This is a genomic window from Cyanobium sp. Tous-M-B4 (assembly GCF_024345395.1).
In the GTDB taxonomy this organism is placed as follows: domain Bacteria; phylum Cyanobacteriota; class Cyanobacteriia; order PCC-6307; family Cyanobiaceae; genus Cyanobium_A.
Genome location: NZ_JAGQBA010000005.1, coordinates 50,315 through 74,304 on the forward strand (window position 1 = coordinate 50,315; position 23,990 = coordinate 74,304).

Annotated in this window: 23 protein-coding genes; 12 read left to right on the forward strand and 11 right to left on the reverse strand. The window is 63.2% G+C overall.

The window, feature by feature from the left end; translation table 11 throughout:
* Positions 1 to 46 precede the first annotated feature (46 nt).
* The 5 genes from KBY73_RS10415 (at position 47) to KBY73_RS10435 (ending at position 5,553) form a co-directional block, all read left to right on the forward strand.
* Entirely contained in the window at positions 47 to 1,462 is a 1,416-nt protein-coding gene (locus KBY73_RS10415) for a CPBP family intramembrane glutamic endopeptidase (RefSeq protein WP_254937036.1), read from the forward strand.
* A 33-nt stretch (positions 1,463 to 1,495) separates the two neighbouring features.
* On the forward strand, positions 1,496 to 2,002 hold the full coding sequence (locus KBY73_RS10420) for a hypothetical protein (protein ID WP_254937037.1): 507 nt from the start codon (positions 1,496 to 1,498) through the stop codon (positions 2,000 to 2,002).
* A gap of 13 nt (positions 2,003 to 2,015) precedes the next feature.
* Positions 2,016 to 3,833, forward strand: a complete 1,818-nt coding sequence (locus tag KBY73_RS10425; RefSeq protein ID WP_254937038.1) for a penicillin-binding protein 2 — start codon at positions 2,016 to 2,018, stop codon at positions 3,831 to 3,833.
* A 116-nt stretch (positions 3,834 to 3,949) separates the two neighbouring features.
* Positions 3,950 to 5,131 (forward strand): transaldolase, encoded by a 1,182-nt coding sequence (locus tag KBY73_RS10430; protein WP_254937039.1) that lies wholly within the window; start codon positions 3,950 to 3,952, stop codon positions 5,129 to 5,131.
* 44 nt (positions 5,132 to 5,175) lie between these two features.
* A complete protein-coding gene (locus tag KBY73_RS10435; RefSeq protein WP_254937040.1) occupies positions 5,176 to 5,553 on the forward strand; it encodes a Crp/Fnr family transcriptional regulator in 378 nt (125 codons plus the stop codon).
* Positions 5,554 to 5,561: 8 nt separating this feature from the next.
* On the opposite strand, the gene KBY73_RS10440 is transcribed toward KBY73_RS10435, so the two are convergent.
* The 5 genes from KBY73_RS10440 to KBY73_RS10460 all read right to left on the reverse strand — a co-directional run bounded on the left by KBY73_RS10440 (position 5,562) and on the right by KBY73_RS10460 (position 9,943).
* A complete protein-coding gene (locus KBY73_RS10440) occupies positions 5,562 to 6,728 on the reverse strand; it encodes an NAD(P)/FAD-dependent oxidoreductase (RefSeq protein WP_254937041.1) in 1,167 nt (388 codons plus the stop codon).
* Entirely contained in the window at positions 6,725 to 7,264 is a 540-nt protein-coding gene (frr, locus tag KBY73_RS10445; protein ID WP_254937042.1) for a ribosome recycling factor, read from the reverse strand. Before frr ends, KBY73_RS10440 begins: the two co-directional genes overlap by 4 nt.
* 8 nt (positions 7,265 to 7,272) lie before the next feature.
* The gene (pyrH, locus tag KBY73_RS10450) at positions 7,273 to 7,980 is read right to left on the reverse strand and encodes a UMP kinase (RefSeq protein WP_106502448.1); all 708 of its coding nucleotides are present in this window, start codon (positions 7,978 to 7,980) and stop codon (positions 7,273 to 7,275) included.
* Between the two features lie 65 nt (positions 7,981 to 8,045).
* Positions 8,046 to 8,729 (reverse strand): cob(I)yrinic acid a,c-diamide adenosyltransferase, encoded by a 684-nt coding sequence (gene cobO, locus KBY73_RS10455; protein ID WP_254937043.1) that lies wholly within the window; start codon positions 8,727 to 8,729, stop codon positions 8,046 to 8,048.
* Positions 8,726 to 9,943 (reverse strand): site-specific integrase, encoded by a 1,218-nt coding sequence (locus tag KBY73_RS10460; protein WP_254937044.1) that lies wholly within the window; start codon positions 9,941 to 9,943, stop codon positions 8,726 to 8,728. Before KBY73_RS10460 ends, cobO begins: the two co-directional genes overlap by 4 nt.
* Before the next feature lie 191 nt (positions 9,944 to 10,134).
* Here KBY73_RS10460 and hemH point away from each other — a divergent pair, with 191 nt between their 5' ends.
* The 5 genes from hemH (at position 10,135) to KBY73_RS10485 (ending at position 14,442) form a co-directional block, all read left to right on the forward strand.
* Positions 10,135 to 11,310, forward strand: coding sequence for a ferrochelatase (hemH, locus tag KBY73_RS10465; protein ID WP_254937045.1), 1,176 nt, complete (start codon positions 10,135 to 10,137; stop codon positions 11,308 to 11,310).
* A gap of 40 nt (positions 11,311 to 11,350) precedes the next feature.
* Positions 11,351 to 11,914 (forward strand): M23 family metallopeptidase, encoded by a 564-nt coding sequence (locus KBY73_RS10470; RefSeq protein ID WP_254937046.1) that lies wholly within the window; start codon positions 11,351 to 11,353, stop codon positions 11,912 to 11,914.
* Between the two features lie 142 nt (positions 11,915 to 12,056).
* Positions 12,057 to 13,829 carry a biosynthetic-type acetolactate synthase large subunit gene (gene ilvB, locus KBY73_RS10475; protein ID WP_396097051.1) on the forward strand — a complete coding sequence of 591 codons (1,773 nt, stop codon included), beginning with the start codon at positions 12,057 to 12,059 and terminating at the stop codon, positions 13,827 to 13,829.
* Positions 13,826 to 14,215: a hypothetical protein gene (locus KBY73_RS10480; RefSeq protein WP_254937048.1), complete on the forward strand. Its 390-nt coding sequence runs from the start codon at positions 13,826 to 13,828 to the stop codon at positions 14,213 to 14,215. Before ilvB ends, KBY73_RS10480 begins: the two co-directional genes overlap by 4 nt.
* A 20-nt stretch (positions 14,216 to 14,235) precedes the next feature.
* Positions 14,236 to 14,442 (forward strand): GIVxVP protein, encoded by a 207-nt coding sequence (locus tag KBY73_RS10485; protein WP_254937049.1) that lies wholly within the window; start codon positions 14,236 to 14,238, stop codon positions 14,440 to 14,442.
* 23 nt (positions 14,443 to 14,465) lie between these two features.
* On the opposite strand, the gene KBY73_RS10490 is transcribed toward KBY73_RS10485, so the two are convergent.
* Positions 14,466 to 14,906 (reverse strand): hypothetical protein, encoded by a 441-nt coding sequence (locus tag KBY73_RS10490; protein ID WP_254937050.1) that lies wholly within the window; start codon positions 14,904 to 14,906, stop codon positions 14,466 to 14,468.
* A 148-nt stretch (positions 14,907 to 15,054) separates the two neighbouring features.
* Here KBY73_RS10490 and ppsA point away from each other — a divergent pair, with 148 nt between their 5' ends.
* Entirely contained in the window at positions 15,055 to 17,475 is a 2,421-nt protein-coding gene (gene ppsA, locus KBY73_RS10495; RefSeq protein ID WP_254937051.1) for a phosphoenolpyruvate synthase, read from the forward strand.
* Between the two features lie 17 nt (positions 17,476 to 17,492).
* Here the strand turns inward: ppsA and KBY73_RS10500 are convergent, their stop codons facing one another.
* Complete coding sequence (locus KBY73_RS10500) at positions 17,493 to 18,560, reverse strand: metallophosphoesterase (RefSeq protein WP_254937052.1); 1,068 nt, start codon at positions 18,558 to 18,560, stop codon at positions 17,493 to 17,495.
* A 289-nt stretch (positions 18,561 to 18,849) separates the two neighbouring features.
* Between KBY73_RS10500 and KBY73_RS10505 the strand changes: the two genes are divergently transcribed.
* The gene (locus KBY73_RS10505; protein WP_254937053.1) at positions 18,850 to 20,553 is read left to right on the forward strand and encodes an NAD(P)/FAD-dependent oxidoreductase; all 1,704 of its coding nucleotides are present in this window, start codon (positions 18,850 to 18,852) and stop codon (positions 20,551 to 20,553) included.
* On the opposite strand, the gene KBY73_RS10510 is transcribed toward KBY73_RS10505, so the two are convergent.
* The 4 genes from KBY73_RS10510 to KBY73_RS10525 form a co-directional block, all read right to left on the reverse strand.
* Complete coding sequence (locus tag KBY73_RS10510; RefSeq protein WP_254937054.1) at positions 20,492 to 20,854, reverse strand: AbrB family transcriptional regulator; 363 nt, start codon at positions 20,852 to 20,854, stop codon at positions 20,492 to 20,494. The genes KBY73_RS10505 and KBY73_RS10510 overlap by 62 nt on opposite strands.
* A gap of 104 nt (positions 20,855 to 20,958) precedes the next feature.
* Complete coding sequence (pgeF, locus tag KBY73_RS10515) at positions 20,959 to 21,774, reverse strand: peptidoglycan editing factor PgeF (RefSeq protein WP_254937055.1); 816 nt, start codon at positions 21,772 to 21,774, stop codon at positions 20,959 to 20,961.
* 9 nt (positions 21,775 to 21,783) lie between these two features.
* Positions 21,784 to 22,668 (reverse strand): Tab2/Atab2 family RNA-binding protein, encoded by an 885-nt coding sequence (locus tag KBY73_RS10520; RefSeq protein ID WP_254937056.1) that lies wholly within the window; start codon positions 22,666 to 22,668, stop codon positions 21,784 to 21,786.
* Positions 22,665 to 23,948: a S1 RNA-binding domain-containing protein gene (locus tag KBY73_RS10525; protein ID WP_254937057.1), complete on the reverse strand. Its 1,284-nt coding sequence runs from the start codon at positions 23,946 to 23,948 to the stop codon at positions 22,665 to 22,667. Before KBY73_RS10525 ends, KBY73_RS10520 begins: the two co-directional genes overlap by 4 nt.
* Positions 23,949 to 23,990: the final 42 nt, after the last annotated feature.

Sequence of the window (23,990 nt, forward strand, 5' to 3'; positions counted from 1 at the left end):
GTGCGGGCCAGAATCCCGACACCGGCGCGCCCTGGAGGGCCTGCGATTGAACGCCAGCCCCCCCCCGCAACCCCGCCAGAACGCTGGATGGACCACTGGACTTGCCCTGCTGAGCCTGGTGCTCAGTGGCCTGCTTTGGATCGCTGGCCTGGTTGACAGCCTGCAACGCCCATCTGTGGGCAATTCCCTGGAGCTGCGCCAACTGGAGCTGACCGCCCTGGCAGCACCAGCACTGCCGGCTGGCCTGCGCCAAGCCCTCACTGGCGCCCAGCCCCTCGAGGCCCTGCGCCTTGATCTGCAGAAACAGTTGGATGGCAATCCCGTGCCGCCAGCACCTCAGCAAGAGCTGCAACTGGCCCTACTGGAGCTTCAGGCCGGCCAGGGGAGTGCTGCACGCCAGCGGTTACAAGATCTCAATCAGCAGGTGCCACCTGAGCAGCGCCTGCTGCTCAAGGCCCTGCTCGAACCAGTATCCAGAGCCGCCACCCGCGCCCCAGAGCAAGCGGCACTGGAGCAACTACTTAGGGGCTGGGACCTGTCTCCCCTGAGCAGCCAACTGGTGTGCCAAGCCCTAAGCGAGCCCCAAGTTGCTTGTGGAGATCGCGCCGCCCAGCAGGCAGCAGTGCTGCGCCTCCTCGGAACCGCCGTAGTGCCGGTGATGCTGCTGCTGCTGGGCTCAGCCCTGCTGCTGCGTGAACTGTGGCTGCTCTGGCGCGGCAAGGCAGCTCCGCCCGTCCCGCTGGTTGGGCCACCCCTCACCCTGGCGGAGGTGACCCTGCTGATCGCTGGCGGGTTCGTGGTGCTGGGCGAGCTGGTGATGCCCCTTGTGCTGGCGCCGCTGCTGCAGGGCCTGCTCAAACCGTTGTCCAGCCAGCCGGCCCTGCAACAGGGATTGCTGGTGTTGGGGCTCTATAGCGGCCTAATGGCAGCGCCACTTGTCTTGTTGTGGAGCCAGCTGCGACCCCATGGACCCAGGCCCCAAGGGGGCTGGTTGCAGTGGCACTGGCGGCCGCTGGCTAGTGCGCTGAGCCGAGCTTTGCTTCAGGTGTTGCTGGTGTTGCCGCTGGTAGCCCTGGTGGGATGGCTGCTGGAGCGTTTGGTTGGCGATCCCGGCGGCAGCAATCCCCTGCTTGAGCTCGTGCTCAACAGCGCCAATCCCCTTGCCCTGTTGTGTTTCGCCATTACGGCTTTGGTGCTGGCACCCCTATTTGAGGAAACCTTGTTTCGGGGGGTGCTGCTGCCGGTGCTGGCCCAGCGCTGGGGGGGGATGGCTGCAGTGGTCGTGAGCGCCCTGCTTTTCGGTATCGCCCACCTCAGCTTGGGAGAACTGCCACCTTTATTTGTGTTGGGACTAGGGCTGGGCTGGCTTCGGCTGCAGAGCGGACGGCTCGGGCCCAGCGTGCTGATGCACAGCCTCTGGAATGGCCTCACCTTTGCCAATTTGTTGTTACTTGCTGGCTAAGCGTCTGCCAGCTATTGCTGCCTGGCGCCAAGGATGGTTCAATCGCGCAGTGCATTGCCCGATCCCTTGGTTGCCTCCCTTTCGCCCCGGCAGGCTCCACAGCGCAGCGTGACTGCAGGGGCAAATCCAAGTCGCAAGCTGCAGCAACGCACGCTCAAGCTGATTCAGGGTTCGCTCTCCGGCCGCAAACTGGAACGCCGCGCACCTTGGATCTCCAACCTGCACCGGGCCACTGATGGCACCCTGGCTGGTCTCGGAATCTGCATGCTTGCCCTCAGTGCCCTAACCCTGCACTGGCAAAACCAATGGGGTGTGAGCTATCAGCAGATGGAGTCGTCCCAAGTGCTGGAGCACAAGCTGCAGGAATCAGCCGCCCTCCTGGAACAGCACCACCTTGGCGCCGTGAAGCGTCCCGGCTGGCTGGTACCCACCAGCAGCGAAAAACTCATCTACCTGCCGGCCCCGAGCGTGGCTTCAGGCCCATCCGGCTTGCCACTGTTGAGCAGCCTGCCCCTGCGCCAGATCCGGACGGCCTATTGATGGCAATAATTCAATGAACAGCAGCCGTCAGCGCGGTCCGGTTCGGGCTCCTCGCAGCTCCCAGCAACGCGTGGTAGCCATCCAACCAGTTCCCGCTGGACGCCTGCTAGCTGTTTACGGCTTGCTCTGTGCCGGTTTAGTTGGCCTGGCGGGTCGGCTCGCCTGGCTCCAGGTGGTGGATGCGACCAACCTGCAGACCCGGGCCCATGCCATCCAGACCCAAACCACCAAGCCCATCGGCAAGCGGCGCACGATCGTCGATCGCAATGGCCGTCTAGTGGCTCTCGATGAGCAGCGTTTCACACTCTGGGCCCATCCCCGTTATTTCAACTTCCCAGGCGACGACCCCCAGAAAATCCGCACGGCAGATGAGGTGGCCGGCAAGCTGGCGGCCGTACTCGCCCAGCCCAAGCCAGCCCTACTGCAAACCATGGCCGGCCGGCCTAGCGGCGTGAAGCTGCGCACCGACCTCGACCCCGAAACTGCAGAGCGGGTAAGGCAACTGGGTATTAGTGGTCTCGATCTAGAGGCCTATCCACACCGCATCTATCCCCAGGGCTCCCTCTTCGCCAACGTGGTGGGCTTTCTCAACCTGGAACGCGTTCCCCAGGCTGGACTGGAACAAAGCCGCGACAGTGATCTCAAGCGCCAGGAGACCGCCGTGCAGATGCGCCGCGGCGCTGATGGCACCCCCCTACCAGCCGGCCTAACGGCCGGCTCCCTCTACGGCGACGACCTGCGCCTGCAGCTCACGCTTGACGCCCGTTTGCAACAGGTAGCCCTTCAGGCCCTGGCAAAGCAGGTGAAGAAGTGGAACGCCAAGCGCGGCGCGGCCCTGGTAATGGACGTGCGCAATGGCGAAATGCTGGCGCTGGCTTCCACACCCACCTACGACCCCAATAAGTTCTGGACATTTAATCCGGGGTTGTTCCGCGAATGGTCTGTGCAGGACCTCTACGAACCTGGCTCCACCTTCAAGCCGATCAACCTGGCGGTGGCCCTGCAGGAAAAAGCCATTCAGGCCAATGGTCGCGTTGCAGACACCGGCCAGCTCAGCATCGGCGGCTGGCCAATCTTCAACCACGACAAGCGGGCTAACGGCTTAATCGATTTCCCTACCGTTTTGCAGGTGTCGAGCAACGTCGGCATGGTCAAGGCCATGGCCCAGGTGAAGCGCGATCGCTTCTGGCACTGGCTGCGCACGATGGGGATCGACGAAACCCCCGACACCGACCTGCCCGGGGCGGTGGCCGGCGAGCTAAAGACGCGCAAGGACTTCACCGGCCAGGCGATCGAACCTGCTGTCGCCGCCTTTGGCCAGGGGTTTTCCCTAACCCCGCTGAAGTTGCTGCAACTGCACGCCATGCTTGCCAACGGCGGCCGTCTGGTGAGTCCGCATATCACCCGCGGACTGCGCTCCGGCGATGCCCTAGCCAGCGCACCTGCAGGCAGTGGTCTTCAGTTGCTTGATCCAGGCGTCACCCGCACGGTGATGGCCTGGATGGAATCGGTGGTGGACAACAGCAGCGGCCTGGGTATGAAAATTCCCGGTTACCGCATCGGCGGCAAGACCGGCACCGCCCAGAAGGCTGAACGTGGTGTCTACATCCCAGGGGCCCTGATCACCAGCTTTGTGGGCCACCTGCCCATCGACGATCCCCGTTACGTGGTGCTGGTGGTGGTGGATGAGCCCAAGGGGGGTAATACCTTCGGTTCCACGGTGGCGGCGCCAGTAGCGCGCCAGATCATCGATGCCCTGCTGGTGCTTGAGCGGATCCCCCCTTCCCACCCCAAGGAGCTGCAGAAAGCAGTAGCTAAGCCCCGCGCCTGAGCGCCTGTGGCCGTTCCCTCAAGGAAGGGCATCGCTGCTGGGACAACCCGAAAACGCTGGCTAGCGTGGCTGCAACCCGGGTCGATGCCCCGCCATCAGCCCCCCTCATCCAGCCAATGGCCAACCTGCTCGACCAACTCGCTGCCATGACCGTGGTGGTGGCCGATACCGGTGACATCGACGCGATCAAGCAGTTCACGCCCCGCGACGCCACCACCAACCCATCGCTGATCCTGGCGGCAGCCCAGATCCCCACCTACCAGAATCTGATCGATCTCTCCTTGCAGGAGTCGCGCCAGGTGATGGGTGCCGACGCCGGCGCCGATGCCGTGGTGCGCGAAGCCCTCGATGAGATCTGCATCACCTTCGGCAAGGAGATCCTCAAGATCGTGCCGGGACGCGTCTCAACTGAGGTTGACGCTCGCCTCAGTTACGACACCGAGGCAACGATCACTAAGGCCCGCAAGCTCATAGGCCTTTACAACCAAGCCGGCATCAGCAACGACCGGGTACTGATCAAGGTGGCCTCCACCTGGGAAGGTATCCGCGCAGCTGAACAACTGGAACGGGAAGGTATTCACTGCAACCTCACACTTCTGTTTGGCTTCGCCCAGGCCGTCGCCTGCGCGGAGGCTGGCGTCACCCTGATCTCTCCGTTCGTGGGGAGAATCCTCGATTGGTACAAAAAGAGCAGCGGCCGTGACGGCTATCCAGGTCCAGAAGATCCCGGTGTGATCTCCGTAACCCAAATCTTCAATTACTTCAAGACCTACGACTACAAGACGGAGGTGATGGGGGCCAGCTTCCGCAACATTGAAGAGATTATCGAGCTGGCCGGTTGCGACCTGCTGACGATTTCGCCGGCGCTGCTTGATCAGCTGCGCCACACCGATGGCGAGCTAGAGCGCAAGCTCAACGCCTTCGACCCCGCCCCCACCGACGACCAGATCCACCTCGACGAAGCTAATTTCCGTCAGATGCTGGCCGCAGATCCAATGGCCACCGAGAAACTCGATGAGGGCATCCGTGGTTTCTGCAAGGCCATCGAAACCTTGGAGGCCCAGCTAGCTCACCGTCTTGCCGAACTGGAAGGTGGTGCCGCCTTTGGCCATGCCGTGCATGAAATCTTCCTACTCAACGACCTTGATGGCGACGGCTGCATAACCCGCGAGGAGTGGCTTGGCAGTGATGCGGTGTTTGATGCCCTCGACACCGATAAGGATGGGCGGCTTGCACCGGAAGACATCAAGGGAGGTCTGGGGGCTGCCTTGGTGGGGACAGGCTTGAGCAAGGCTTAACCGAGGTGGGTCACACTAACCTTTAAGTACTGGATAGCGGCCCCGTGAACGCCCTCGACACCATGCGCGCCTTGGCCAGCAATGGTGAGGTGGTCAAGCTTGAGCCTGGAGAGCTGATTTTCAGCTCTGGCGAGGCCGGTGACTGCATGTTTGGACTGCTTGAAGGTTCGGTCCAGCTCAGCTGGAATGGCGACCAAGGCCACGAACAGATCAACGCCGGCGATGTATTCGGGGCAGGCGCACTGGTGACCAGTGATCACCGCCGCTACGGCAATGCCAAGGCCCTAACCGCCTGCAAGGTGCTGGTGATGAACCGCGAAAAGTTTCTGTTTGCCGTGCAGGAATCGCCGATGTTTGCGATTGAGTTGCTGGGATCAATCGACCAGCGGCTGCGCCAACTCAAGGACTGCACCAAGATCTGACCAGACCTTCAATTGCGCTGAAACAGCAGTCGGCGGATCACGCGCTGGGCGATATCGCCGTAGCCCATCTCGCCGGAAAGGATCTGGGCGATGCGCTGGGGAGCCGTTGGCCGCTTTATGCCGAGTTGGTAGCCAACCCGCGGCACCCGGTAGAACACCTGGGCAATGCGCTTCCCCCAGGCCATCGAGGCGCCCCACTCAGCCCGCATGCGATTGGTGTAGCCAACCAGGGCCTGACTATCACCGGCTAGCCAGGGAATCAGAGCTTCTGCGGCCATGCAGCCGCTGATCAGGGCAGGCCGTAGCCCCTCGGCCAGGAAGGGGTCGCAGAGGGAGGCGGCATCGCCCACCACCACCAAACCGGCATTGGCACCCTGGCCATGCAAGGGGTGGTGGCCATCCCAGATGCGTAGGCGGCCCGGCTGGCGAACGCCTGCATGCGGCGGCAGGCCGAGGCTGGGCAGCAGCTGGCTAAGCACCGCCTCGGCATTGGCGGGGTCTCGGCCAATGAAGGTGCCCACGCCAATGCTGTAGCCCCCCTTGCGGGGGAAGGTCCAGCAAAAACCGTGGCGCACCAGGCCAAACTCAAACCGGGCCGTGCTCGGGTCGCTCACCTCACAATCCACCTCCACTGACACTGTTTCGGCGTAGCGGGGCTGGCTTGGACCAAGGCCATGGCGAGCCGCCAATAGGGAGCCTGAGCCATCGGCGATGACCACGGCTCGGGCCTGTAGCTGCAGCTGTTTCCCCTCCGGTCCGCGGGACTGAAGCTGCCAGCAATCGCCTGCGCGCTGCAGGCTTTCCACCGCCACCCCAGTCAGAAAAGTGGCTCCAGCGGTCTGGGCCTGCTCCACCAAATAAGCATCCAGCACGGAGCGGCGCACGATCCAGAAGGGCGAATCACCGGGCAGGACCGCCGTAACCGGGTCGCCCAGGCACCAGGTGAAGCGCACCTGGTCAATCACCGCATCAACTGCAGGGCTGAGATCGAAGGGAAATAGCCCCTGCATCGAGGCCGCCATGCCACCACCGCAAGGCTTGGATCGGGGGAAGCTGGCTCGCTCTAGCAGCAGCACCTCTAAACCGCCAGCTGCTAGGTGGAAGGCAGCAGCAGCGCCAGCCGCACCAGCGCCGACCACCACCACATCAGCCACGCCAGGCGGCGAGCTGGTCACACCTTGAGGATGTCAGCTTCCTTAGTAACCAGAAGCTTCTCAAGCTCAGCGATGAATTTATCGGTGAGCTTCTGCACCTTTTCCTGCTCGTCGCGGCTCTGATCTTCGGAGAGATCGCCGTCTTTTTCCTGCTTTTTGACCCTGTCGATGGCGTCACGGCGCACGTTGCGCAGGGCAACCTTGCCCTCCTCGGCGTATTTGGCAGCCAGCTTGCAGAAATCCTTACGCCGCTCTTCGGTGAGGGGTGGGATGTTGATCCTGATCACCTTGCCGTCGTTGTTGCAGGTGAGACCCAGGTCACTCATGGAGATGGCCTTTTCGATCAGGCCCATCGAACCGCCATCAAAGGGCTGGATCTGAATCGTCTGGGAATCGGGGGTGGAGATGGTGGCGAGGGATTTCAGCGGCGTTTCGGCGCCGTAATACTCCACTGAAATCTTGTCGAGCAGGGATGGGTTAGCTCGACCGGTACGGATGGTGTTGAAGGTGCGTTGGGTCGATTCCAACGACTTGCGCATGCTGGCTTCCAAATCCATGGCTGGCGTCAGGGGTGAATACGGGTACCAATCGGGTCTCCGGCTACGGCGCGGCCAATGTTGCCGGGGCCGAACAGGTCAAACACCACGATTGGAATGGAGTTGTCCTTGCAGAGGGCAATGGCGGTGCCGTCCATCACCTCCAGCTCGGAGCTGAGCACCTCCAAGAAGGAGAGACTCTCGAAGCGCACCGCATCGGCGTGCTTATTGGGGTCTTTGTTGTAGACCCCATCCACTTTGGTGGCCTTGAACACCACATCGGCGCCGATTTCAGCAGCCCGTAGGGCGGCGGTGGTGTCGGTGGTGAAAAAGGGATTGCCGGTGCCAGCAGCGAAGATCACCACTCGGCCCTTTTCCATGTGGCGGATCGCCTTACGGCGGATGTAGGGCTCGGCTACCTCCTGCATGGAGATGGCGCTCTGCACCCGGGTGGGCACACCGGCCCGCTCCAGGCCGTCCTGAAGGGTGATGGCATTCATCACCGTGGCCAGCATGCCGACGTAGTCGGCGGTGGCCCGATCCATGCCAGCGGCCGATCCCTTCAGGCCGCGGAAGATGTTGCCTCCGCCCACCACGATCGCCAGCTGGGTGCCACCGGCAACGCAGGCAGCCACATCGGAAGCAATCGACTGCACGATCTCAGGATCGATGCCATAGCCCTGCTCACCCATCAGCGCTTCGCCGCTGAGCTTGAGGAGAACGCGCTTGAAGCCCATTGATACCCCTGATCTGCCGGAGCGTAGCAACGGCCTGGCGAATTAACCTGCCGCCGCGGCCAGGCTCAGAACTCAATCCCCCGTTGAGCCTTGACCCCTTGCTCCCTGAAGGGGTGGCGCACCAGCTTCATTTCGGTGACTAGGTCGGCCCGCTCCAGCAGCTGCGGCGGGGCGCCCCGGCCCGTCAGGGCCACGTGAGTGAGCTCCGGCCGCAGGTCCACTCCGGCAAGCACCTGTTCAATTCCCAGGTAACCCAGCTTGAGGGCCACGTTTACCTCGTCGAGCACCACCAGCTTGCGACTTGCATCCGCGAGATAGACCAACGACTGCTCCCAGGCCTGCTGCACCAGCTGCCGATCACGATCCCGGTCTTGGGTTTCCCAGGTGAAGCCTTCGCCCAGGGCGTGCCAGTGCAGCGCCTCGCCAAACAGCTCCAGGGCTTTTGCCTCCCCGGGCTGCCAGCCCCCTTTGATGAACTGCACCACCGCCACCTGGTCGCCATGACCCAGGGTGCGCAGCGCTAGGCCAAGGGCCGCCGTGGTTTTGCCCTTGCCATCGCCGGTGAACACCAGCACCAGGCCCTTTTCCAAGTTGCGCTCACCAACCCGCTGTTGCTGCACCTCCTTGCGTCGGGCCATGCGGCGGCGATAGCCATCCTGATCAGCTTCTGGCGCCAGATCACCGCCGGGACCCAGCTCCGCCGCGGCCGCATCAAGGCTTGAGGCTTGGTCGCTGGGGTGCTGATTCACGGGGTTAGCAAAGCGGTGACACCACTCTGGCGGTGACGGGCCAGGGCCGCATCCACCGCCTGCTGCTGGTCGCGCCGGGTGATCCAGTGGTGATAGGTGCGGGTATGAATAGCCACCGAGTGGCCCATCATCCGGGCCGCGACCGTGTCTGGCAGGCCGATGTGAATGGTTCGCACCGCCCAGGCATGGCGCAGGTCGTAGGGGGTGATCGGCAACTCGTAGCGGCGAAACTGCTCAGCCACACGGCGGCCCACCTGCTGCAGGGTCGTGTGGCGCAGATCGGTTGCCACCGCTGGTAAGGGCGGCTGGGAGTCCCCCAGCTGCTCCAAGCCGAAATGCTCCACCCAATCGGGCTGGAACGGCCACACCTGATGTTCACCGGTCTTGGAGGTGGGCAGCACCCGAATTACCCGGTCACCACCAGGGGCAAGGGCCGAAAGATCGCAGAAGAACACCTCGTGATTGCGCAAGCCGTAGGTGGCCATCAACCCGTAGGCCAGGCGCCAGGCCGGATTGGGGATCTGCTCGGCCCACAACAAAATCTGAGGATCACCCGGAAGCCGCCGGAATTGGGCCGCATGTAGGCCATAACCAGCAGCCCGCTCACTCCAATTATCGGGCAGGTCGAGCTCAAAGTGGCGAGCCAGGGCGGCCAGGGCGGTGCCGCACTGCTGGCGGCTGCGACTGCTGGCGGCATAGCTCTCTAGCGCCATCTCGAGTAGGGGGAGACCCAAGGGCAGGTCGCGCTCGGCCGCAACGGCCGCCAGGCGCCGCAGGTAGGGCAGGTAGGCGCTGCTCCAGGTGGTGCGACAACCGGCAGGGTTGCGCCGGCGGCGGGGATCGGCAAAAAATGCTGCTTCAAACGCTGTCAACCCCAGAAAATCGCCAGCGACGGGCTGTGTAGCTGCAGGCAACCGTGACGGCAAAGGTGTAGGTGGCTGAGCTTGTTGAACCCCCCAGGCACTCCAAGCGAAGCGCCCTTGCTGCAGCTGACGCAACACCTCTTTAAGCCGCTCCCTAGCCAGCTCAAGACCAGCAGTATCGGCAGGCAGCCCGAGACTGATGCGCTGCACAGGGTGGCGGCCCGAGCCCTGGCGACAGGGAAGGGGCCCGCGCAGGCCCAACCTTTGGCCGCGCAGCTCGATGCGCAAGGAGACACCGGCTTGGGCTAGCGCCTGGTTTGCCTGGGCGAGGCGGATTTGCAACTTGGACAAGGCTTGAGTGGAAACTGCTGCGCTGGCATCTGCCCCAACCAGATCCAGCTCCACCGCTGCTTTTGCCATGGGCCCATCACAGAGGCTGACGTTCCAGCACAGAACTTGACGTTATCGATCGTGCGCCTTGGTCGCTAGGGGAGGAGCGGCAGCGTTACGCTCACAGCCTCTGAGCCGCGCGGAACGAGGGCATGGCCAAAGTTGGCGTGCTGCTGCTGAACCTCGGTGGTCCCGAGCGTATCCAGGACGTTGGTCCGTTTCTTTACAACCTGTTTTCCGACCCGGAAATCATTCGGTTGCCTAATCCAGCTCTACAAAAACCGTTGGCCTGGTTGATTAGTACTCTGCGGGCTGGCAAGTCCCAGGAGGCGTACCGCTCCATTGGTGGTGGTTCACCGTTGCGGCGTATCACCGAGCAACAGGCCCGCGAACTCCAGAGCGAACTGCGCACACGCGGCATCGAAGCCACCAGCTACGTGGCGATGCGCTATTGGCATCCCTTCACCGAGTCGGCCGTGGCCGACATCAAGGCCGACGGGGTTGAGGAGGTGGTGGTACTTCCCCTCTACCCCCATTTCTCGATCAGCACCAGCGGTTCGAGTTTCCGCGAGCTGCAGCGGTTGCGCCAGGCCGACATTGGCTTTTCCCGGCTGCCGATCCGCTGCATTCGCAGCTACTACGACGACCCCGGCTACGTGGGTGCAATGGCCGGCCTGATTGCCCGCGAAATCCAGGCTTGCCCCGAACCTTCAAAAGCCCATGTGTTCTTTAGCGCCCACGGGGTGCCTAAGAGCTATGTGGAGGAGGCGGGCGATCCCTATCAAAAAGAGATCGAAGCCTGCGCCCAGCTGATCATGGAGCGACTGGGTCGTGATCTGGGCTTCGCCAATCCCTTCACGCTGGCCTACCAGAGCCGGGTTGGTCCGGTCGAGTGGCTTAGGCCTTACACAGACGATGCCCTGCAGGATCTCGGCGCCGCTGGCATCAAGGATTTGGTGGTGGTGCCGATCAGTTTCGTCAGCGAGCACATTGAGACCCTCGAGGAGATCGATATCGAATACCGGGAGATAGCGACCGAGGCAGGCATCATCAATTTCCGGCGCGTGCCAGCCCTAGACACCACCCCAGCCTTCATCAACGGCTTGGCCGATCTGGTGCAGCAGGCCATGGCTGGACCCGAGGTGAACCTCGACCAGGCAGCCGAATTGCCCAGCAAGGTGAAGCTGTATCCCCAGGACAAATGGGCCTGGGGTTGGAACAACAGCTCTGAAGTTTGGAATGGGCGCTTGGCGATGGTGGGATTTTCCGCTTTCCTGCTGGAGCTACTCAGCGGCAAGGGACCACTGCATGCTCTGGGCCTGCTCTGAGCGCCGTCTAAGACAGGGCGGACTGACCGCGGCGGCGGTCATGGTCAGCGGCAGCGCCTGGCTGCTGATGTCCAGCTCGGCGGGGCTGGCCCAGAGTCGCTGGCAGATGGGGTTTTTTCCCGTCACCAGCTTTCTGGCCTACACCAGCCATTTCGGTACCCGCACCGGCCCCTGGGGTCGGGTGGAGCCCCATTACGGCCTTGATATCGCAGCGCCCATGGGATCGCCTATCCGCAACTGGTGGGCTGGCTCAGTGCAGGACGTGATCAACGACGGAGGTTGCGGCTTGGGGCTGGTGATTCGCTCGGGCGATTACGAGCACATCTACTGCCATCTATCTGGGCGGGTTTCAGGCGGCACCTACAGCAGTGGTCAGGTGCTGCTGCGCCAGGGCCAGGGCGTACGCACGGGCCAACTAATCGGCCATGTGGGCATGAGCGGCCGCACTACTGGTCCACACCTGCATTGGGGCATGCGCCATGGCGGCCGCTGGCTAGACCCGGCCCAGATCCTACGAGCTATGGCAGCCGGCAGGCGCCAGCAACCTGGGCGGGCAGCTGCCCCGAAAGCGCCGCCGGCAACTAGGGTTGCCGTAATCCGTTAACCGCCAAGTTGATTGGCCTGCAGCAGCCGTGACGCTGACGCCCCTCGCCTCTGCGGCTCAGTCCGCTACCGCCACTAATTCTGGTGATGACTCTGCTGCTGAAGCTTTTGCTCCTCAGCGAGTAAACGGCGGCTACGCCCTGATGGACGCCCTGCATCGCCATGGAGTGCGCCACATCTTTGGCTATCCCGGCGGCGCGATCCTGCCCATCTACGACGAACTGCACAAGGCAGAGTCTCGTGGCTGGTTGAAGCATATCCTGGTGCGCCATGAGCAGGGCGGCACCCATGCGGCCGATGCCTACGCTCGAGCTACAGGCAAAGTTGGCGTCTGCTTTGGAACTTCGGGGCCCGGCGCCACCAACCTGGTCACCGGCATCGCCACCGCCCAGATGGACTCGGTGCCGATGGTGGTAATCACCGGGCAGGTGCCCCGGGCCTCGATCGGCACCGACGCCTTCCAAGAAACCGACATCTTCGGCATAACCCTGCCGATCGTGAAGCACTCCTGGGTGGTGCGCGATCCCCGCGATATCGGCAGGATCGTGGCTGAAGCCTTTTTGATTGCTGCCAGTGGTAGGCCCGGTCCGGTGCTGATCGACGTGCCCAAGGATGTGGGCCTGGAGGAATTCGACTACACGTCGGTAGCTCCGGGCTCGGCGATCCCAGCTGGATTCAAGTTGCCACCCAGTCCCGACCCTGAAGCCGTTGCCGCGGCCCTGGCCTTGATCCGCCAAGCCCGTCGCCCCTTGCTCTACGTCGGTGGCGGAGCCATCAGCAGCGGGGCCCATGGCGCCGTGAAACAGCTGGCCGAACGCTTCCGCCTGCCGGTCACCACCACTTTGATGGGTAAGGGAGCCTTCGATGAGAAGCACCCCCAATCGGTCGGCATGCTCGGCATGCACGGCACCGCCTATGCCAATTTCGCAGTCACAGAGTGCGATCTGCTGATTGCCACCGGTGCCCGATTCGACGACCGGGTCACAGGCCGGCTGGATGGCTTTGCGCCCCGGGCCCAGGTGATCCATATCGATATCGACGCGGCGGAGATGGGCAAAACCCGCCTCCCCGATGTGGCCTTGGTGGCCGATGTCCAGGCCGCGCTAGCAGCCCTTCTGGCTGCCTCAGCCCAGGACAGCTCAGAGGGGCGCACCGAGGCCTGGTTGCAGCGCATCGACAGCTGGAAGCAGAACTACCCCTTGGTGGTGCCCGATCCGGAGGGAGACATCGCCCCCCAGGAAGTGGTTGTCGCCCTGAGGGAGTTGGCACCAGATGCCTTCTACACCACAGATGTGGGCCAACACCAGATGTGGGCCGCCCAGTTTCTACACAATGGCCCCAGGCGCTGGATCAGCTCGGCGGGCCTTGGCACGATGGGGTTCGGCATGCCCGCAGCCATGGGCGTGCAGACCGCCTTCCCGGATGAGCAGGTGATCTGTGTCGCCGGCGACGCCAGCATCCTGATGAACATTCAGGAACTGGGCACTCTCAGCCAATACAACCTGCCGGTGAAGGTTGTGGTGATCAACAACGGTTGGCAGGGCATGGTGCGCCAGTGGCAGGAGAGCTTCTACGGAGAGCGCTACTCGGCCTCGGAAATGACCAATGGCATGCCGAATTTCGCGGCCTTAGCGGAATCCTTTGGCGTTCGTGGCGTACGCATCGACGAACGGGCCACCCTGCGCCAGCAACTGCAGGAGGCCCTTGACCATCCCGGGCCTGTCTTCATCGATGTCAAGGTGCGCCGCAACGAGAACTGCTTTCCGATGGTGCCCCCGGGTGCCAGCAATGCCCAGATGGTTGGGCTGCCATCCCATCCGGAGCTGGCTATCGACACGAGCCGCCATTGCCACTCCTGCGGCAGCACCACCGAAAGTGCCCACCTGTTCTGCCCCAGCTGCGGAGCCAAGCTTTGAGATGGCTCGCCGCATTGCTGGTTGTTTTACTGGTGTGGCCTGGAGCCGCCTTGGCAGCTGAGGTGCTGCAGGTGCGGGGGGCAACCCTGCTGCAGCTAGGCGACCAAAACCGTAGCTACACGGTGCAGCTGGCCTGTGTTGAGGTAGCTGAAGCTCAGCAGGCTGAGGCATTGGCCTGGCTTCGCCAAGCCGTTCCTCGCCACACCCGCGTCAATTTGCGGCCGATGGGCCAGAAGCAGGGTGTGCTGTTGGCAAGGGTTCAGCCGCTTGCTCCCGTGCGTGGCAGCACAAACCAAGCAGCAGATCTGGGCAGCGGTTTAATCGCAGCTGGTCTTGCCCAAGCCGACTCCCATAGCAACGCCGACTGTGCCAACGTCGCAACCTGAATGCGGCCACTTATCTGCCCATGAGTCTGAATCGCACCGCCAAGGGCATCGTGCTGGTGCCCTCCCTGCTGCTGGGAGGTGCCTTCCTAGCGGCTGGGGTATGGAGTGAGGGCCCAGCGGCGAGCAATAAAACCCTGGCCATTAGCTTGGGCGGATTGCTGATGGCGGCTGGGCTCCTGGCCCAACTTCTACCGGAGAGCAAGCCAGAGTCTTCCGACTCCGACTGATCTCCAGTCAAAGGGAAAATTATTTACTTCTTGGGCTGGGCCTTGGTGGCCTGGGCTGTGTATTGGGCTATCACTTCGTCCACAAATTTTTTGTCGGCGGCGGTGATCTTGGCGTAACAGCCCTGCTTAACCCGGCCCACAATCTGCACAATGCTGCCATTGACAATCTGGGAAGCCTCAAGCTTGCCGCTGCCAGCTATCTGACCGCCATGGGCAGTGGTCACCACGTAGGTGATCGCCTTGGCATTGGAGATAACGGCGTTCTGCACCGCCAATTTTTGCTCCACTGCCAGCTCACATACGTTGACGGCGGCGGCGAGAGCCAGATCGTTCATGGTCTCAATGCTGACTGGCTTGGCCGCAGCGGCGGCAGCCCCAGGCGACTGGGCGAAGGCAGGAGCTCCCAGCAGAGCGGTGGTACTTAGGGCGGAAGCCGTGATCCAGGCGAGAGAAAAGCGAGACACAGAAACTTGCGAGCAACGAAAAAGCTTCAACCCACTGTGCCACCCATTTCGAACCAGCGGCAGGGGATGTGGGGCCTGCATCGCTGGCTCAACAGTTAAGACAACGCTCCAAGAAGGCGCCAGAGTCAGGGGTGGCTGCCAACTACCCATGCCAATTACCCATGCCAACCGCCGCGAACTGCTCGTAGTGCCGTTCGCGGCTGTTGGCATCGGAGCGATCGCCGCGGTGGGCGGCAAAAACGCCTCCCTCGGCGAAATGATCCGCGAGCTCGCGGGCCAGGGGGTGCGGGTGCCTGGAGGCTTCGCCACCACAGCCGCCGCCTACCGCCACATGCTCTGCAGTAACGACCTTCGAACTCCGCTGCAGGCCCTACTCCAAAACCTGGATGCTGATGATCTCGGTGCCCTGCAGGCCGCCGGCAAAGCCGCCCGCAACCTGCTGCTGAACGCCAACTTGCCAGCCGACCTAAGCGAAGCGATCCTGGCCGCCTATCGAGAGCTGGCAACACCAGATGGCGTTTTGCCAGCTGTGGCAGTGCGCTCCAGCGCCACCGCCGAAGACCTGCCCGATGCCAGCTTCGCTGGCCAGCAGGAGACCTTCCTCAACATCCAGGGCGAGGCAGCCCTGCTGCAGGCCTGCCGGCGTTGTTACGCATCGCTGTTCACCGATCGGGCGATCTCCTACCGCCAGCTCAATGGTTTTGACCACCTGGAGGTGGCCCTTTCGATCGGTGTGCAGCGCATGGTGCGCTCCGACCTGGCCTGCGCTGGGGTGATGTTCAGCATCGACACCGAAACCGGCTTCCGCGATGCGGTGCTGCTCACCGCCGCCTATGGCCTCGGTGAAAACGTGGTGCAGGGGGCCGTTAACCCCGATGAGGTGCTGATTTTTAAGCCAACGCTTGAGCAGGGGTTTGCGCCAATCCTCAGCAAGCGACTGGGCAGCAAGGCGATCCGGATGGTGTACGGGGAAGCGGGGCTCACCGTGACAAACGAGCCCGTGCCGGAAGCCGAGTGCAACCGCTTCGCCCTCAGCGATGACGAGTGCCTAACCCTGGCCCGCTGGGCCTGCCAAATCGAGCGTCACTACAGCGCTAAGCGTGGTGCTCCCACGCCGATGGACATCGAGTGGGCCAAAGATGGTCTCACAGGCGAGCTGTTCATCCTCCAAGCCCGTCCTGAAACCGTGCAGTCGCGGCAGCAGCAGGCGGTGCTGCGCAGCTGGCACCTGGAGCCCCATCAAGCGGAAACCCTGGTGAGCGGCCGCGCCATCGGTGCCTCGGTGAGCAGCGGCGTAGCCCGGGTGATTAAAGATCCCGGCGAAATCAGCCGTTTTGAGGCTGGTGACCTACTGATCACCGAACGGACCGACCCCGACTGGGAGCCGATCCTCAAACGAGCCAGCGGCGTGGTGACCGACCAGGGCGGCCGCACCTGCCATGCGGCGATCATTGCCCGCGAGATGGCCATTACGGCCATCGTTGGCACCGGTGATGGCACCCAGCGCATCCAGGACGGCGACGCCATCACGATCAGCTGCTGCGAAGGCGATGTGGGCCGGGTGTACCGGGGCAACCTGCCGTTCAGCGTCACGGAGCAGGCCATTGGCCATCTGCCCGTCACCCGCACCCAGATCTTGATAAGTGTGGGCAATCCGGAGGAGGCCTTCAACCTCGCGGCCATTCCCTGCGACGGGGTGGGCCTAGCCAGGCTGGAATTCATCATCGCTAATCACATCAAGGTGCACCCGCTGGCCCTGCTCCAGCCTGAGCTGGTTGCTGACGCCCAGCAGCGGCAGCAGATAGCCCGGTTAACGGCCGGCCACACCAGCCCCGCCGAGTACTACGTGGATCTGCTCGCCCAGGGCATGGCCCGCATTGCAGCGGCTTTCTATCCCAGGCCGGTGATCCTGCGCTTTTCCGACTTCAAGAGCAATGAATACGCGCGCCTGCTGGGGGGAGCTGCGTTTGAACCCAACGAGGAGAACCCGATGCTCGGCTGGCGGGGCGCCTCCCGCTACTACGCCCCCGCCTTCCGCGCTGCTTTCGCCCTCGAATGCCAGGCCCTTAAACGGGTGCGCGACGGCATGGGACTCACCAATGTGATCCCGATGGTGCCCTTCTGCCGCACCGCCGAGGAAGGGGATCGGGTATTGGCAGAAATGGCCAGCTCCGGCCTGGTGCGGGGTGAAAACGGTCTGGAGGTGTATGTGATGTGCGAGCTACCCAGCAACGTGATCGCGGCAGAGGCGTTTGCCGAGCGCTTCGATGGCTTCTCGATCGGCTCCAACGACCTCACCCAGCTCACCCTGGGGCTCGATCGCGATTCAGCCTTGGTGGCTGAGTTGTTTGACGAACGCCATCCGGCTGTGAAGGCCATGATTCGCCTGGCAATCCAAAGCGCCAAACGCTGCGGCCGCAAGATCGGCATCTGCGGCCAAGCCCCCAGCGACTACCCCGATTTCGCTCGCTTCCTGGTGGAGGAGGGCATTGATTCGATCAGCCTCAACCCCGACGCCGTGATCGCCACCCGCCTGGAGGTGGCCAGGATCGAGGCCAGCTTGGGCTGAGCCGCCAACCGCATCTCTCAGCCGATCCGCCGCAGCGACGGTCCCTGGCTGGGTTGAATCTGGGCGGGGAGCTGCTGGCTGCTGATCGACTCCAGGGTGGTCATGTTGTAGCTGGTGTAGGTCGTACGTCCCGCGCCATCACCCTGGGGCCAGAAGGCATCGATCACGGTGAGGGTCTGCACCGGAGCCGTGCTGTCCTGCAGCCGGCGGCGCGGACCGCTGCCCAGGGCGCCGAGGTTGAGCAGGTCCAGTTGACCCACCCGGCCTGGGAAGAAGGCGTGATGGTGGCCGCTGATGTAGGCATGGGCCCCGGTGCGCTCCAGCAGCTGGCGCAGGGTCTCGCTCTGCTGCAACACCTCGCCAGGCCGGTCCCGGCCCTGGCCTACGGCCAGCAGCGGCAGATGGCCAAGCACGAGGCGCAACCGGGCTGATTGGGCCTCGGGGCTGCGCAGCTGGCGCTCGGCCCAGGCCACCTGTTCGGCGGGCAGGGCGGCCGAGGAGGCATCCCACACCAGTAGGAAAAGGTCGTGCTGGCGCACGCTGTAAGCGAAGGGAAAGCGGCTGGCATCAACAAACTTGAGCCCCAAGGCGTTCTGCTGGCCGCGCCAATAGCGCTCCGCTTCCTGGCGATCGAGCTCAAATATGTACTGGCCCGCAGAGCGCGCCGAGGAGGCGTCGTGGTTGCCCATGGTGATCGCCACCGGCAGCCCGGCCCGCTCCAGAGGTGCCAGCAGTTGGCGGTGGAAGGAGGCCCACATGGCACTCAGATGCACGCGGCTGAGCCCCTGCTTCTGCCCGGCCACCATGTCGCCGCCGCAGAGCACCAGATCGGGTTTCCAGCTGGGAATTAGCTCGACAGCTCGCAGCACCTCCGGCAGATAGCTGGTGGAGCCGTAGCTGCTGTTGAGATCGCTGATCGCGACCAGGCGCAGGTCGCCCCGGGGCGGCAGCAGCGGTTTGGCACCTCCCCTAGGGGCGGCAGCGGCATCAGGGCGCAGGCCTGATGCCGCTAAGGCGGCCACTCCCAAGCCAGCCAAGCTGAGGAAGCCACGTCGGGAGAGGTAGGCACCAGGCCAGATGACCATCGGCCAGGTCACCATCTTCGCTGTGCTGCGCTGGAACATGCCCATGGTTTAGCGCCCCGCTCAGACCGACAAGCGCCAGAGCAAGGTGCCGTGGGCCGTAGCTCGCAGCACACAAAGGGCCGCCAGGGCCATGCAAAGGGGGCAGTGGGTAATCGACAAAGAATCGATGCCGCATCGGCTTCCAGCCTGGCAGCCCAATCCAATTTCAGGCGTAGTGGAGCCAAGACTGCTGAAATAACGCCATGAATCAGCGCCCGGCTCCCGTCCAGGCGCCCCCCTGGAGTCGGTAGTGCTGCGCCTGAGCGAATTGAAGCTGCCCCTCGACCACAGCGAGGCCGACCTGGCGGCGGCAGTGCTGAGGCGCCTGCGGCTCGCCCCCGATCAACTACTTGGGTTGCGGCTGGTTAAACGCAGCGTTGATGCCCGCAAGAGCGCGGCGATCACCCTCGTTTACAGCCTTGATCTGGATTTGGACCTTGATGCCAGGGCCGAGGCCCGGCTCCTGAAGCGCTTTGCCGGCGACCCCCACCTGCGGCCCAGCCCCGACACGACCTATCACCCCGTCGTAAGCGGAGCCAACGCAGGCAAGATGCGACCAGTGGTGGTGGGAGCTGGTCCCTGCGGCTATTTCGCGGCCCTGCTGCTGGCCCAAATGGGGTTTCGTCCCCTATTGCTGGAGCGGGGCAAGGCGGTCAAGCAGCGCAGCGCCGACACCTTCGGCTTTTGGAAGGGGAGCGCTGACTTCAATCCCGAATCCAATGCCCAATTTGGCGAGGGTGGCGCTGGCACCTTCTCCGACGGCAAGCTTTACAGCCAGGTGAGCGAAGCCAAGCCCTACGTGCGCAAGGTGCTTGAAGAGCTAGTTGCCGCAGGCGCTAACCCTGACATCCTCACCCTGCACCACCCCCACATCGGCACCTACAAACTGGCCACGGTGGTGCGGGGGTTGCGGCAACGAATCGAGACCCTAGGGGGCGAGGTGCGCTTCCAGTGCCGGGTAGACGGCCTGGAGCTGAATCCCGTGGACCGCTCCATTCAGGCTCTGCAGCTCGATAGCGGCGAACGAATTGCCGCCACCCAGGTGGTGCTGGCCCTTGGCCACAGCGCCCGGGACAGCTTTGAGATGTTGAAAACCGCCGGCGTGGCGATGCAGCCCAAGCCTTTCGCAGTTGGTCTCCGCATCGAACACCCCCAGAGCTTGATTGACAGGGCCCGCTGGGGGCCGGCCGCCGGCCACCCCCGCCTGGGCCCAGCTGAATACAAGCTGGTGCATCACTGCCGTGAGACAGCCAACTTGGGCCGCAGTGTCTACAGCTTTTGCATGTGCCCGGGGGGATTGGTTGTGGGGGCTACCTCGGAGCCAGGTCGAGTAGTCACCAATGGCATGAGCCAGCACACCCGCAACGAACGCAATGCCAACAGCGGCATCGTGGTGGGTATCGAGCTAGCCGATCTGACGCCCTACGGCGAAAGCGCCGACGATCCCCTCGCCGGCGTTGCTTTTCAGCGCCATTGGGAGGGTCGCGCTTTCGTTACAGGCGGCTCTAACTACCAAGCACCTGCCCAGCTGGTTGGCGATTTCCTTGCCAACCGCCCAAGTCAAGACAGAGGCGGAGTGATTCCTTCATACCAACCAGGGGTTTGCTACGGGAATTTGGCTGGCTGCCTACCGGAGTTTGTGCTGACAGCTATCCGAGAGGCCCTGCCCGCCTTCGAGCGCCGCATTCCCGGTTTCCTAATGGGCGATGCCCTGCTCACCGGTGTAGAGACCCGCACCTCGTCGCCTGTGCGGCTGCCCAGAGACGAAATAACCCTGGAGTCTGGAAACACCCCAGGGTTATACCCAGCCGGCGAAGGAGCTGGTTATGCCGGCGGAATCCTCTCGGCAGCAATTGATGGCATCAAAGTTGCCGAACAGGTAGCCCTGTCGATCACTCTTCCTCGTCCTCAGCACCCAGTGGTACCAAGCGAATCTGTTTGCGGCCCAACTTGATTTCGAACTCATCGCCAGGCTTGAGGTCAAGCATGCCCGTATAAGCCTTGCCGACCATCAAGTTGCCGTTGAACTGCACCTTGGTGTTGAAGCTGAGTTTGCGGCCGCCCTTCCCTGTTTTGGCTGCACCGCCAAAATCGACTCCCTTGGCATTCAAGAGAGCCTCGTAGAAGGCTGTGAAGTTCAGCCGTTCTGAACCGTCTTTTTTGTGGGAGACATAGCCGCAAGCGCGAACCAAGTCAGACTTGCTCACATCCCCGAGTTCTTTGACCTTGGCGAGAAGGTCGGCACCAGTGAGCATCGATGATAATTATGCAACTACTGCATTATTGCGCAGAAACAGGCCCGACTGCAAGCAAAGCGGCTTGAATTGAATGCGAATCCAGCTCGAAATAGCGCCAAGATTCAAGCCTGAGAAACAATGCCGCCCCACTGCACCGCCTTCACCTGATCGCGACGCCAGGAGTGAAAAAGCAGTGGTTCGCTGGCTGTGCAAAGAGGGCAGCGGCCAATTTGCGCCGTGGGCACCCCAAGTAGCTCCAGTTGGAGCTGGGCTGCAAGACGAATATCAAGGCGATCTTTCATAGGATCTTCATCGGCCTGCAGAGCGCCGCACTGACGCAACTGCTCAAGCAAAACAGGCAGCAAAGACGCTTCAGGGGCGGCGGCTAGAGACGCCGCAACCTGTTCAGACACCAGCCGCTGCACTTGGTAGGAGCCACCACCGATCGCTGGTCCTAGGGCCACCAGCAGCTCGGCCGGCCGGCTGCCTCCATCCACCAGCTGCTGCACGGCGCGCTCGAGGATGCCACCAGCCACACCGCGCCAACCAGCGTGGCAAGCCGCCACCCGGCCAGTAGCGGGATCAGCAATCAGCACCGGGGTGCAGTCAGCGCCACAAGCCCAGAGGCTTTGGCCGCCGGCATCACTAACGAGACCATCGGCCTCTGGAAAGGGATCGGCGCTGGCCTGACTGGCTGGCAAAACCACGGCGCTGTGCACCTGGCGCAGACGGTGCACACTCACCCCAGCGCTCACATAAGCCGCCAGCACCTCAGGCCCCCGTCCCTGCCACTGGCGTGTAAAAAAACCGTGCTCAAACGACTGGAGCAGGTCGCACTGGAGGTAGTAGCCGCCATAGGTACCTATCCAGGTCCAACCGGGCAAGGAATTGAAGTCCCGGTCGGGACGATCAAAGGGGGGATCAACCGCTTCGGCCATCGTTGGGCATCAAGCGTCGGGAAGATCGCGCAGCAACCAGAAGCCCTCAAAGCGCTGGTCCTGCTCGCTGGCCTGAACGGCGAGAAACTGAAGCCCACCGGCCTGCTCTCGGGCGGCAGCAAAAGCTGCAGTGGCCACCTCTGCCTCCTCAGCCGGCAAGTTGGTAAGCAGCCAGCGGTCCTCAAGGCCAGCCTCAAGCACTAGCTGCAGGCCACTGATCTCAAGCCGCACGGGTTCGAGCCCAGCCAGCCAGCCGGCCAGGGCCAGGGCCCTGGTGGAGCTGAATAGGCGAATACCCGGCACCGGCAGCTCGGCAGACACCCCCTCTGGCAGGGGTACGAGGCCCGCAAAGCCAAGCTCCCACTCCGATGCAGCGGCTAGGACACCCAAGGGCAAGGTGGCCCAGGCCCAACTGTCGCCCCGCGCCGCTTCCGGCAAGGGCACCGCAATCGATCGCAAAGCCTTGGGGGGCGGGGCTAACGGGCCGGCCATGTAGCCGGGCTCCTGGGGATACACCAGGCGCTCCCGCTCCTGCAGCCAGCTCACTAGGGCGTAGGTACGGCGGCTGGGTACCAGCTCCAACCCCAGCCCCTCCGCCGCCCGCTGCACCATGGTGCGCATCGAGGCACGCCAGCAGCGCAGCCGCCTCGGCGGTCCAAAACCTTGGGAGGCGGCAGCAGCCAACGCTGCCTCCAGAGCCTCCCTCAGCCAGATCGAATTAACGCTGGTGGCTGGGCAGGCCTGGGCCCAGCGGAAGGATTCGCTCGCTACATCCCCTGGTCCGGGCACCTCAGGGGTGGAACAGATCAGCAGCTCCCAGCGCTTTTTGCCATCTTCTTCAAGGATGGGACGCGAGTAGTAGTCGAGCTCCCAATCTGGAGCGGCCTGCTTCATCCGGCCCCTTGTTCTTGCTGGCGCAGCACCGAGCGGGCCCGGTTGGCCCGCTCTGGAGCCTCAGCCATCACCTTGTCGCGATCGATCAGCAGTTCACCGGGCTGGCCTTCGAGAAGAGCGGTATTAAGAGCGATTCGGCCTCGGCCCGGATCCAGCTCGGTGATCAGGGCCTTGACCCTGTCTCCCTGGCCAAAAACCTCACGCAGGTCCCGCAGCTGACCACCACTAATTGCCGATTGGTGCAACAAACCGCTCACACCGCCTAGATCGACAAACAAGCCATAGGGCTTAATTGCCACCACCTGGCCTTCGACCAGCTGACCCACCTCCAGGTTTTGGAACAGGGCTGCAGTGGCAGCTTTCTTCTCGGATAACACCAGCTTGCGGGTCTCTGGATTGACCTCTAGGAAAGCGGCCCCAAGGGTCTTACCCACCAAAGCCTCATGGTTTTCACCCTCCTGCAGCTGGGAGCGGGGGATGAAGCCGCGCAATCCCTCAAGTTCACAAGTGACACCACCTCGATTGAAGCCGTTCACTTTGACCTGCACCACCTTTCCTTCCTTCTCCAGGAGCCTCACCTTCTCCCAGCTCTGGCGCAGGGCCAAGGCACGGGCGCTGATGGTCACCATGCCATCGGCGTTTTGCTCGCCGGTGACGAGCACATCCACCTCCAGCCCCTTGGGAAAGGTCTCCTTGAGGTTGGTGATCACCCCCAGGCCGCACTCTTTCTTGGGCATAAAACCCGGCGCCTTGCCACCGATGTCCACGTAAACGCCATCGCTTTCGACACCTATCACGGAGCCGCGCACCACCTCTCCAGTGGTGCCATGGGGCTCATGGTCGTCAAGAGCAGCCAGAAAGGCTTCTTCGTCAAAGTCGAAATCGTCGACGCTCCGCGCGGCGGGCTTGGTGCTGGGCTCTCCGGCAACAGCAGCCTTGGGAGCACGCTTCTGACCCGGGTCAGGGCCCAGCAGATCGGCCATGGTGAGGCCCTCCATGGCCCCCAGGTCAAACAACTCGTCGTCGTTTCGGGCGGGAGCGGCGGCAGGTGAAGCAACCCGGTTAAGGGGAGCGAGCTGAGAGGGAGCCTGGGGAGCTGAGGCAAGGGCAGGCTCAGTCGCAGCCGGCGGCGGGGCGGGCTCGTCCTTGCGGATCATCAAGACCTGGGGCGGCTTACGCAGGGGCGCCAACGGCTGGGGGCGTGCAGGGACTGGGCGCGCAGGACCAGGGGGCACGGGCCGGGATGAGGATGAGGGCGGTTGACTGCCGGTACCGGCCATCTCCACTAAGGGCTGAGAGCCCCACACTGTAGTGATTAGTCC

Bases quoted from the DNA above. Each gene is read 5' to 3' on its own strand.
- KBY73_RS10420 (WP_254937037.1), top strand. From the start codon at position 1,496: ATGGTTCAATCGCGCAGTGCATTGCCCGATCCCTTGGTTGCCTCCCTT.
- KBY73_RS10425 (WP_254937038.1), top strand. From the start codon at position 2,016: ATGAACAGCAGCCGTCAGCGCGGTCCGGTTCGGGCTCCTCGCAGCTCC.
- KBY73_RS10430 (WP_254937039.1), top strand. From the start codon at position 3,950: ATGGCCAACCTGCTCGACCAACTCGCTGCCATGACCGTGGTGGTGGCC.
- frr (WP_254937042.1), bottom strand. From the start codon at position 7,264: ATGGATTTGGAAGCCAGCATGCGCAAGTCGTTGGAATCGACCCAACGC.
- pyrH (WP_106502448.1), bottom strand. From the start codon at position 7,980: ATGGGCTTCAAGCGCGTTCTCCTCAAGCTCAGCGGCGAAGCGCTGATG.
- hemH (WP_254937045.1), top strand. From the start codon at position 10,135: ATGGCCAAAGTTGGCGTGCTGCTGCTGAACCTCGGTGGTCCCGAGCGT.
- KBY73_RS10470 (WP_254937046.1), top strand. From the start codon at position 11,351: ATGGTCAGCGGCAGCGCCTGGCTGCTGATGTCCAGCTCGGCGGGGCTG.
- ilvB (WP_396097051.1), top strand. From the start codon at position 12,057: ATGGACGCCCTGCATCGCCATGGAGTGCGCCACATCTTTGGCTATCCC.
- KBY73_RS10485 (WP_254937049.1), top strand. From the start codon at position 14,236: ATGAGTCTGAATCGCACCGCCAAGGGCATCGTGCTGGTGCCCTCCCTG.
- ppsA (WP_254937051.1), top strand. From the start codon at position 15,055: ATGCCAATTACCCATGCCAACCGCCGCGAACTGCTCGTAGTGCCGTTC.
- KBY73_RS10500 (WP_254937052.1), bottom strand. From the start codon at position 18,560: ATGGTCATCTGGCCTGGTGCCTACCTCTCCCGACGTGGCTTCCTCAGC.
- KBY73_RS10510 (WP_254937054.1), bottom strand. From the start codon at position 20,854: ATGCTCACTGGTGCCGACCTTCTCGCCAAGGTCAAAGAACTCGGGGAT.
- pgeF (WP_254937055.1), bottom strand. From the start codon at position 21,774: ATGGCCGAAGCGGTTGATCCCCCCTTTGATCGTCCCGACCGGGACTTC.
- KBY73_RS10520 (WP_254937056.1), bottom strand. From the start codon at position 22,668: ATGAAGCAGGCCGCTCCAGATTGGGAGCTCGACTACTACTCGCGTCCC.
- KBY73_RS10525 (WP_254937057.1), bottom strand. From the start codon at position 23,948: ATGGCCGGTACCGGCAGTCAACCGCCCTCATCCTCATCCCGGCCCGTG.